This window comes from uncultured Draconibacterium sp., assembly GCF_913063105.1.
GTDB lineage: Bacteria > Bacteroidota > Bacteroidia > Bacteroidales > Prolixibacteraceae > Draconibacterium.
On sequence record NZ_CAJXYQ010000004.1, the window covers coordinates 12,792 to 23,779 of the forward strand.

General features: G+C 39.3%; 5 protein-coding genes. All 5 read right to left on the reverse strand.

The window, feature by feature from the left end; translation table 11 throughout:
• Positions 1-64: 64 nt before the first annotated feature.
• Entirely contained in the window at positions 65-3,028 is a 2,964-nt protein-coding gene (locus tag QZ574_RS04830; RefSeq protein ID WP_297087360.1) for a chondroitinase family polysaccharide lyase, read from the reverse strand.
• Positions 3,029-3,087: 59 nt separating this feature from the next.
• A complete protein-coding gene (locus QZ574_RS04835; protein WP_297087362.1) occupies positions 3,088-4,749 on the reverse strand; it encodes a DUF5060 domain-containing protein in 1,662 nt (553 codons plus the stop codon).
• Between the two features lie 324 nt (positions 4,750-5,073).
• On the reverse strand, positions 5,074-7,521 hold the full coding sequence (locus QZ574_RS04840; protein WP_297087364.1) for a glycoside hydrolase family 95 protein: 2,448 nt from the start codon (positions 7,519-7,521) through the stop codon (positions 5,074-5,076).
• A 5-nt stretch (positions 7,522-7,526) separates the two neighbouring features.
• Positions 7,527-9,386 (reverse strand): arylsulfatase, encoded by a 1,860-nt coding sequence (locus tag QZ574_RS04845; RefSeq protein WP_297087366.1) that lies wholly within the window; start codon positions 9,384-9,386, stop codon positions 7,527-7,529.
• 76 nt (positions 9,387-9,462) lie between these two features.
• Positions 9,463-10,986 (reverse strand): RagB/SusD family nutrient uptake outer membrane protein, encoded by a 1,524-nt coding sequence (locus tag QZ574_RS04850; protein WP_297087368.1) that lies wholly within the window; start codon positions 10,984-10,986, stop codon positions 9,463-9,465.
• Positions 10,987-10,988: the final 2 nt, after the last annotated feature.

Sequence of the window (10,988 nt, forward strand, 5' to 3'; positions counted from 1 at the left end):
AAAATGTATTCTTTTCGGTTTATGTTTTGGCCTTTGTTTTTTTGGAGTTGTTTGCTTAAATAAGCTATTTTATTTTTTTAAGCAAAACCTCCGAGGTTAAACCATGCTGGCATTCAAAGTTAATAACTGTTCTGCTGTCTTCTTGCGAAACGATGCTTGCTTTTCTGCTTACTAACTCTTCCAAGTGCCACTTACCGTTTAAAATAACTTTAACAATAGTTGGCTTACTTTCGGTTCCGTTATGAAATAAATCGGGGTCGCTAACCGCAATCGACAGTTTATCCCCGTGTTCTTTGGTCATAATTAAAGATGGAAATGAAACTCCTTTTAGTACACCGGAATTCAGATTGAAATTTTTTCTAAACAAAACATAGGCTTTGGTTTTTGCTTCGGGAAATTCTACGATATGCACATTTTTATCGGCCTGAATTACATGATAAACCTTGTCTGTTTCTGAATTCATCTTTTGTGCAAACAACTCCATATCCGAGGCTGTTGTTTGTACTTTAACTGCATATTCGTATTGTTTTTCTTCCGGAGCAAATCCATGCTTTAGCCAGGCGGTTTCAAATTTTCCACTGGTATCTTCCGTATCACTGCTGTTTCGCGATTTTTGAAGATTATAAGAAACCTTCAGATTTTGCCCTTTGGGAAGATAATAGCCAATATTTCTACTGTCTAACAACCAATTGCTGTTATTATCTAATTCCTTTTCAAAATAACTGTTTTTGCAACTTTCAGTATCATTAACATGCAGTTTAAATTTTTCGCTAATTGAATTCTGAAACAGCGTAGTTTGGGTTTCGTATTGTGGTAAGTTATTTGAAATGCCCGAGCCCAGGCATACCATTAAATCATTGAAAAAGAAATAGGTTTTGGTGGCATAAAAAGACTCCAGTTTATATTTTTTCGAACCGTGAATTTTGCTTACAAAAACACCATTCCCATCCGAGAAATCCAGGCCACCAACAAAGCCCTCGTCGGAATATAACTGTTCAATTCCATTCACAGGAGTGGTTTTAATTCTTTCCAAAGGAGCTTTAATAGTTGTGGTTCCCGGGAAACGTGTCCAGTCCCAACCATCAATACTCCAGCCATTGTTTACTGCATTCAATCCTTTTTTATCGGGGAAAATAATTTCCGTTTGCCCCCAGTTTACAAATTGGTTGGTGTTCACATTACCTCTTCCATCGGGGCGGCCACTCCACATTTCAATTTGATAAACGTATTTGCTGTATGCCCCAACCGTAATCAACCAATCGTTTTTACGATGCAGCCCCTTTGCAAAATAACTTAATGTTTTGTGCCCCTGATGAATTGGAGCCTGAGCAATGTTTTTATCAACCAGAACTTGTGCCAACTCCGGAAGCTGCTCATTTTCTTTATGATAAAGGTACAAGCCTGCCATTTCTTCATCCAATTTTTGTTTACCATCGGGCGAGCCCGCTAAAGCCAAATACAATAACTCTTCAACTTCTGCTTTTAATTCTGGAACAATGTTGTTATGCGCAAAGGCCCACGGAAAATAACGCTGACTTTTATAGAAGCTTCTGACTTGGGCGTTGTGTTTCATTCGTTCATGGGCATCTTCAGTTATCCGAAAATCGGTTTGCGACAAAAAATAGACAAACTTGCATACCTCGGGCATAGTGTAATTGGCATAACGGGTTGGATAGGCCGTATAATGATGATAATGCGAACCATCGGGTTTAAAGGTGTCGGACAATCCTTTTGCATAATTTAAAGCTACATTGCTGAAGAAAGAAACCAGGTGTTGCATGTCCCGGACCTTCTCGGGCGAATTATCCATTAGCAAAACACATAAAAGCGCACTGGTGCTACTTGTGTATAAGTAATCGGAGTTTATTCCTTTATAAATATTGTCCTCGTTGTAAAATCGCTTAAACTCATAATTCTGTTTTATAAAGCTGATGGTTTCGTCTAGCAAGCCATGTTTCTTTAAACAATCCTTTGCCAAATAACAGGCATCAGCAAAACCTTTCCCTCTGTAATGCGACATTTCCCGGTCATTCTCATCAATGGCATTTTCAATCATATTTATTGCCATTAGTCCCAGCTTATCCTTTTGTTTTTGATTCTGTACTCTGGCATAATTCAGAGCAATTTCCTTTAACAAGCCAACAAAAGCGTATGATGCTGTGCCATGATTGCCGGTAATTCCTGAGTCGGTTCGAACGATATTAAAACTTTTATACCTGACTTCAAGATTGGCAATTACGCTATCGTCGATTCTTTCAACTTGTTTTTTGCCTCCCCATTCAACTTCAAACAACCTGTCTTCAATGGTTTGGAAAGATTGAATATGATTTTGAGTTAATTCAGACAGCGGGAAATGAGGCTCATTTAAAAGATGGTCGGGGTAAACCTGGGTGGTTCTGTCCTGCGGATAGGTCTGCCACAACTCCAAAAGAGTGGGGTACAAATTGTTCCAGCGTTGTTTTACCGCGAGCACCAAGTCGTCTAGAAAGATAGTCCCCGACTTTTCGGATTTTACGATTATCCGAAAACAATTCATATCCTCCCTGGGCTCTCCTCTTAAATGCCCTTTGTCGTAGGCCATAGAAAAACGATACCAATGTTTATAGTTCAACATTACATCGGTGTAACAATTTATGCTGTCGTTTTTTCCAAATGCAAAACGTAGCCTAACATCTTGTTCTTTTTCAGAATAAATGGGGAAACGAAAACAGGTATGGTGGCCCATTTCGGTATATTTTTCCCCGAGAACTTCAACTACATTTTTAACCTTTGTTTTTTCATAAGCAATATCTCCATAAACAGTAAGCGTGTCATGGGGGCAAAAATCCCAGCGCAAGCTGTAAGTGCCACTTGTCCGGTGTTTTTCGGAAAGACTTATCTTTCCTTTACTGGCCAAAATATTATCAGGGATACCGTTTTCAAAACTTATTTTTGTGTATGGATTGAATTTTTCTGCCTGGTGTTGGGCAAAAACGATGTTTGTACACAAGAAACCAAAAATCATTAAAAGCTTGGCTAATCCGTTCATTTTACAAGGTTTAACTCAGGATGTTAGGGGAAATTCAAATCCGGTTCATCGTTTCCCGATTATTGTTTTACGATTTCAGTTACCAAAATAGCATCAGCTTCGCCTTGCCATGGCGATTTAAGGTGGATGTCGCCCTGCCATTTTGAGATAATTTCATCATCGTTATGTGGTTTATACTCGCCTGTTAAGGTATTGTACCAAACAAACGAGCGCTTGCCAACCGTTTCTTTTAGGAAATTGGGCTGTATCATGTAATTGTACTTTGGCACGTAAAACATGTATTTTCCCTTGTCATCAGACAAACAATAAGTACTTCTGTTCTTCGAAGGTTCCGGTTTTAGGTCAGCAAAGTTGTGTTCTTCAAAAAACGCGGTCATGTGCCGGTAATATTCAAATTTAGGTCTAATAAAATCATCAGGCTGTTCGTAGGGGTTATGTATTAGCACATTCCACGAGCATCCTTGCCAATAGTAAGAGGTATATCCTCCACCGAAAGCGATTAAATAATTTCTTCTCAAACAAATTTCCGCATCGGTAAAAGTGCCTGTCCAAACCTCATACGGAGATTCTTCATAACCGCCATGTTCGATGTTGAAAATGGGTTTGTCGGAATATTTTTTAACCGTGTTTATGGTTAAATTATACAATTCGCTGGTCCAATCTTGCAAGGAAATAAAATCTACTTTTTCAGGATGGCGGGTGCAGAATCCAAAATCGTGCACAGTAACTAAGCGGTCGTACACGTTTAATTCGCGTGCTCTTTTAATTCTTTCAATAATGTATTCATCGTCGGCACGTCCGTAGTACAAAGCTTCTTTTGAAATATCAAAAAGCATATTCGGAAAAGCCTGGTAGCGCTTAACCACATAGTCGAAATAAAGATTATCGGCATCGGAATACATTTCAGGCCAGTTAACCAGTTTATTCCATACATAAATCATAAGGTGCGACACAATTCCTCTGTCATTCATTAAGCTAATTGTGCGGTCCAATTTCTGAAAAAACGCTGGATTGAGAGAACTGAAATCAGGGTTTTCGTTATTCCCAAGAAATGGAAAGATATCTTTTGGGCCACCCACATCATGTTCGGGATATTTTTTGAGTTTCTCATCTTTGGGCCACGAAACATCGTACGAAAAAACATTCATTACAATCTGTGTACATCCATTTTTGGCCAGCAAATCGAGAAAATGTTTTGTTTTAGGAGCGTCATCATCATTATGAAAATCGAGGGCATATAACCAATCGCACTCATAAGCCATTAGGTAGTACGGAGCACCATCTTCGTAGCAGAATTTTTGTTTGTTTTCAGGGCTAATTATTACACCTCCATGCTTGCCGGATTCAGCTTCTCCAACATTAATTTCTCCTGATTTATTCGCTAATTTATTTATGTTAGAATAGGTGGTGTATTTCCATAATCCGGTTTTATTTGCCGAAAAACGCAGCAACCATTGATTATTTCCGTTATAAAAACCCGGAATTTGCATCTCTTTACCATCGGGGCTTGTAAATGTGGCTCCAAAGTCTTCTTTAAATGGGTTTTGAATTTCATTGTTGCAGGTAAAGGCAACGTCTAAAACTTCAAACATTTTTGCTGAAATGGTTTCATTCCCATGTGGAAATACTTTTACCTGTGCATTTGCACTAAATACATTTATACACAAGAAACTAATCCCTGTTATTAAGGTTAAAACCCAATTTGTTCTGTTGTAATTCATCGTATTAAATTCTAATCAATAAGCAAATAAACAGTGGACATGTCTGCTTCATCAATTGAAAAGCAAATTTTAACAGATCCACATCTTCCGATAAGCAACAAAAATGCGAAATAGAACAATTATTTGTGGGATAAAATTATTCAGAATTAGGGTGGTTTTATTCAAATAGCATCCATCTAAAAAAAATAGCCTGGTTCAAAGCTAAATGGTATTGTTCCTTCCGGCAAATTTCCGGAAGGACAATACACATAAAAATCTAACTAAACTATCGAAAACTATACTAACTAAATGTTTGAATCAAATCAATGAATACCCACCAGTTATTTAATCCCATTTTATGCCAACAGACTCTCCTTTGGCCAGATTAAGCTCTTTGCTTTTTCCCTGATAAATCAATGTTGTTTTACCGCCATTTTTAGCCGTAACATTTACTTTGGCCAGCTTTCCCTCATTCCATTCCATATCAATTACAAAACCACCACGCGCACACAAGCCTTTTACCAAACCTTGTGGCCAGGCATCAGGCAAAGCAGGTAGCAAATGGATATTCTTTTGGTGCGATTGCAACAACATTTCAACCACTCCGGCCGATCCGCCAAAGTTGCCATCAATTTGAAATGGAGGGTGGGCATCGAACAGGTTGGGATAGGTACCTCCCCCTTTGCTGTATTCGGTTTTTAATCCGCTGGGGTCTACAAAGCTCAGTAATTCGCGGTACATTTTGTAGGCATGATTCCCATCTTGCAAACGCGCCCACAAATTAATCCGCCAGCCTTTCGACCATCCCGTCGATTCGTCGCCTTTTATCTCTAACGACTTTTTACATGCTTCGGCAAGCTCCGGTGTAAGTTCTGGTGTGATATGTCCGCCTGGGTGTAAACCATATAGGTGCGACTGATGGCGATGTTGCGGGTCGGCATCATCCCAATCGTAATACCACTCCTGCAGGTTTCCTTTTTTACCAATCTGATAGGGATACATTTTAGTCAAAGCCATTTCCAGTTCCTTTCTAAAATCATCATCAACCCCCAATACTTCTGAAGCTTCAATTACTTGCTGAAAACACTCTCTAATCATAGCCAAATCGGCAGTGGCACCATAAAGTGTGGCTCCTTCGTAACCTTTATCAGTTACAAACGAATTCTCAGGAGATGTTGACGGAGAGGTAAGCAGATTCCCTTTTTTATCTTTAACCAGCCAATTCAGGCAAAACTCGGCAGCCCCTTTCATTAGCGGATAGCCGTCGTTTTTCAAAAAGGTAGTGTCTTGGGTAAACTGATAGTGCTCCCATAAATGTGTAACCGACCAGGCACCACTCATATTCCAGCACGCCCACTTCGGGTTTCCGTTGCCGTAGTCGCCCACCGGATTGCTTTGTGCCCAAATATCAGAATTATGACAAGCCGCCCATCCTTTATCAACACCGTAATAATCTTTTGCCGTTGCTTCACCCGTTTTGGCAAGATTACCTATAAAACCCAGAAACGGTTGGTGCATTTCACTTAGGTTGGCTGTTTCAGCCATCCAGTAATTTTCTTCGGCGTTAATATTCATCGTATAGTTGCTGCTCCAGGGCGGACGCATATACGGGTTCCAGATTCCCTGCAAATTAGCTGGCACACCTTCGGTACGCGAACTTGAAACCAACAAATACCTGCCGTACTGGAAATACAAAATCTCCAGATTTTTATCTTCTTCACCATGAAAATAACGTTTCAAACGTTCGTCGGTAGGTAGTTTAGGAGCTGTACTTTCGCCAAGATTCAGCTCAACGCGTCCCATAAATTTCTGTACATCGGCAATGTGTGCATCCTTAATTTGGGCGTATTCTTTTTCAAATGCCTTGTTTAGTTGAGCTTGAGCAATGGCTTTGTTATCCAAGCCCTCTTTTGCCGGGTCTTTATCAAAGCCGTTAAAACTGGTGGCTATAGAAACATAAAGTATTGCCTCACTTGCTCCTTTTACAACAATCGAACTATCGGTAAATACCTGTTCTCCCCCCTTGTTTTTCACTTTAAAATAACTTGAAAAACGTGTACCACGATTCTCATCAAATTGAACTGCATTTGGCATATCGCCGCGGTAATTTGGCTCGGCATGGTACGGAGCATAACCTTCTGCTTTTAGAACTTTATCCTTAACAACTGAGGTATATTTTAATAAACTATTGAATTTAACTGTAAAATTAAGCGCCTCCTGTTTATCTGCTGAAAGCTTAACAAGCATTACCTCGTCGGGATGAGAAATAAAGTATTCGCGTGAAAATTTTACGCCATCCACTTCATAAGTTGTTTTTGAAACTCCATTCGAGATATCGAGTTCTCGATAGAAATTCTGAGCTTTTCCATGGTGTTCAAATTCTAGAAAAAGCGTACCAAGTGGAGCGAAAGACTCCGAAAATTCCCCCTGTACATTCCGATTTAATTTATCAGCCAACTCATAATCTTCGTTTGCCAATGCCTCACGGATTTTTGGGATAAACTTATGGGCATCGGTATTGTTATTTTTACCCACCGGTTCTCCTGCCCAAAGTGTAGCATCGTTTAAATAAATCTGGTCAGAATTTACGCCTCCAAACACCGATGCGCCAACTTTTCCGTTGCCCAATACAAGGCTTTCTTCAAAAAAATCAGCAGGTTTGTTAAACCATAATTTGTGCGTAGCAGCATCGCTTATCTCTGTATCAGAATTATTCAACTTCTGTCCATTACAAATTATTCCTGATAATAAACATGAAGTGATGGCTATCGCCCCGTAAAGTATCTTTCTCATTTTCATTATTTTACAATTTCACAATAATATGCACCACATAAAATGTTACCCTTTTCATCCTGAAAATCAAGTTGAAGTTTCGTTTGCCCCTTTGGAAGTTCAAGTTCTAATTTAACAAACTTGTCGTTATCTGATACATTTATTGTTGTATCAATCCCCATTTCATTTAAGGTTAAACGGGCTTGTGTTATAGGCAAAGCTTCACCGATTGGATAGATTCCGCGTTCAGAAAGATTACTCCAATAATGTCTGACTTCGCGCGAAGGTGTTTCGGTATAATTATTTTGAATGGCAAAGTGACTGTAATATGGCGGAAGTCCTTTGTTTATTTCGGTGTCTGCCTCGCCGGGCCATCTACGAAAGACGAGCTTATACGTCCCGGCGGTTTGAAAATCTACATTCCAAAAACCATGCATCGTCCTTCCCTGCCTTATATCGTATTGTTGCGAAGGATTACCTTCCCCTTCCAACTCCAGCCAATCGAAGCAAGATAACAAAACATGTTTTGATTTTTCGGAGCCTACATTAATTAAAGCAAATGTTTCTTCAGATGGATTTACATCCTTTTTCCAACTTTTATAATAATCTTTTAAAAGCTTGGCAACCTCAGGAAATTGTTCAATTACATTGTTTTCCTGTCCCGTATCTGATTCCACATTATACAGTTCATTCTCTCCTACCAACCTCCATTTTTTCCATAAAACGGCAAATTTTTCTAATCCGTTAAACTGAACAACCGATTTTCGCTGGCTTAGGTTTTGTTTTTCTCCCTTCATCGCGGGGAGCAAGCTTGTTCCATCGAAGTTAGCGTTCCAGGGATTTTCTAACCTGCACATATCTATTAAAGTCGGTAAAATATCCTGTGCCAATGTTAATTCATCAATGTCAAGTCCTTTCTGAATTTCTCCGTTAGGCCACCGGATAAAACAAGGTGCCCGGTGCCCGCCATCGTAGTATGAGCCCTTATGGCCTTTCATACCGGCATTAAACTGGTCGCAACCAAACGTTCCTCCATTATCCGACATGTAAACCAAAACGGTGTTCTCTTTCAATCCCTTCTCTTCAAGAAACTGGTCGAATTCTCCCATTTTTTCATCGAAATGCGCAATCATTCCATAAAACTGGGCTGTTTTAGCCGGAAAATCCTTGAACCTTTCAACGTACTCCTTATCAACAAAAAGCGGGGTATGCATGGTTGCAGTAGGCAGGTAAATAAAAAAGGGCTTTTCTTCAGATTGAGTTGATTCAATGAATTTCATTGTTTCCTTAAACCACAAATCAGTATAATATCCTTCTGTTTGTGTTAGTTCTCCATTTCTGTAATAGAAATCATCGTAACAATCGTTATTCCAGTACGAAGGCGATTGCCAAACTGAAGCCCCGGGAAATGTTAACGTTTCATCAAAACCTCTGTCCATTGAACGATATGGATAGGTATCGCCAAGGTGCCATTTTCCAAAATGTCCTGTAGAATATCCATTTGCTTTAAAAAAATCCGACATCAAATGAATAGGATATCGATGTCCTAAAGTATCGGTATATTCTTCAAATATCATACTACGGCCAAAACCAAACGAATAGGCGCCATTTCTCACAGCATCCAGTCCTGTCATAATTTGAGAACGACTTGGTGTACAAACGCCTGAAACATGAAAATCGGTAAAGCGAACAGCCTCATCATGTAATTTGTCGAGGTTTGGCGTTTTTAAATACGGATTCCCATGACAGGACAAGTCGCCATAGCCCTGATCGTCGGCTAATACTATAATTACATTTGGTCTCTCACTCAACTCCTTCTTTTGCGAACTGCAACCACATAAATGGCAGAATAGTATAAAAATTACAACATTGATTAATGACTTCATAACTAAATAAATGGCAAATTTCGAATTAAAAGAGGGCAACTCATCATCAATGGGTTCCCCTCTTATTTTGTTTTTTTTAATAATCTGAATTTTGAATTAAGACGCCTTGACTCTTGTCTATTTCTTCCTGTGGTAATGGCCAATGATAAAACTTATCTTCCCAGTGATAAGTTAAAATACCATCTGTTACACTATTCAATACCTCTCCTGCAATATGCCATCTTTTCAAGTCGAAGAAACGCAATCCTTCAAAAGCCATTTCAATTCTTCTCTCATGCCTTATCTTTTCCCTCATTTCATCCTTGTTTAATCCTTCGGTAAGGGCTGGCATGTTTACTCGGGCTCTTATGTCGTTTATTGCCTGATAAACAGTGGCATCAGGGCCTTCAATTTCATTTTGCGCTTCGGCATACATTAGCAGCACTTCTCCCAAGCGTAATATAACCGTATTTTGCTGGCTCAAAGTTGAATATCCATAAGGTGTATTATCAGGCTCAAGAAATTTCATAAGTCCATAGCCTGTAGGTCGTGAGTTGGTTGGCGAGTGTATGTTTCCATTTCCCCAATCCGGATAGTCTACAAAAATTGTTTTGGCTAAACGAGGGTCTCTGTTTTCAAAAGGATCATCCGTATTTGTTAAAGGAGAAGTTCCCCAGGGAAGTCCATCTGCACATTCAAAAGCATCAACCAAATTCTGAAGAGGACTCACCGAAATCCAGTCACCGTATATTAAATCAACACCCCGACTTGGCAAATCATCCGGTGCCAGGAAATTTACAGAAAAGATAATTTCGGTATTCCCTTGTTGCCCCTTGTCCTGAAATACATCCTCAAAATTGGGGCTCAACGAATATTCCCCCATAACTTGCAGACACAGCTGCTTAACCTCAGCTAAAATAGTTGTATTTGGAACGCCGGTGTCTCCATACGCCTCGTTAATAAGCACTCTAGCTTTAAATGCCCGGGCAGTTGATTTTGTAGCGTGGCCTGAATTCTCGAAATAAGGCACAGCATTAAGATTTGCAATAGCAAAATCCAAATCTTTAATTACCTGGTCATAAATTTGTGCTGCATCAACTTTAGCTTGCACCTGGTTTTCAAGACTTAATGGTTCTAAGACCAAAGGCACATCTCCATAATGGAGATACAAGTTAAAATAATGAAAAGCTCTTAAAAAAGTCACTTCAGCTTCTGCTGCCTTTTTTTCATTTTCCGACAAATCATTTCCCTCATAATTTTTTAATTCCGTAAGAAAAATATTTGCCCGCGCTATCGCCTTATAACTATAGTTATACAAATCTGAAATATATCCACCTGTAGTAGGATTTATGTTTCCCGATACAATGTCTTTCGAGTTAAAGCTATTATGTTGCCCATAGCCATTATCGGTTAAAACATCCCAATTCGCATATCGTGCTCCGAAAATATCGTTTTCCTGCAGCATTCCGTAATTGGCCGTTAAAGCCATTTCAAAATCAGTTTTGCTCATCCAAAAGATACCTGATGAAATTTTATCCAGTGGTTCCTTGTCTAACAAATCATTGCATGAACTGCATGATAGTAACACGGCAATTATTGCTAATAATATATAATTTTTCATTT

Bases quoted from the DNA above. Each gene is read 5' to 3' on its own strand.
- QZ574_RS04840 (WP_297087364.1), bottom strand. From the start codon at position 7,521: ATGAGAAAGATACTTTACGGGGCGATAGCCATCACTTCATGTTTATTA.
- QZ574_RS04845 (WP_297087366.1), bottom strand. From the start codon at position 9,386: ATGAAGTCATTAATCAATGTTGTAATTTTTATACTATTCTGCCATTTA.
- QZ574_RS04835 (WP_297087362.1), bottom strand. From the start codon at position 4,749: ATGAATTACAACAGAACAAATTGGGTTTTAACCTTAATAACAGGGATT.
- QZ574_RS04850 (WP_297087368.1), bottom strand. From the start codon at position 10,986: ATGAAAAATTATATATTATTAGCAATAATTGCCGTGTTACTATCATGC.
- QZ574_RS04830 (WP_297087360.1), bottom strand. From the start codon at position 3,028: ATGAACGGATTAGCCAAGCTTTTAATGATTTTTGGTTTCTTGTGTACA.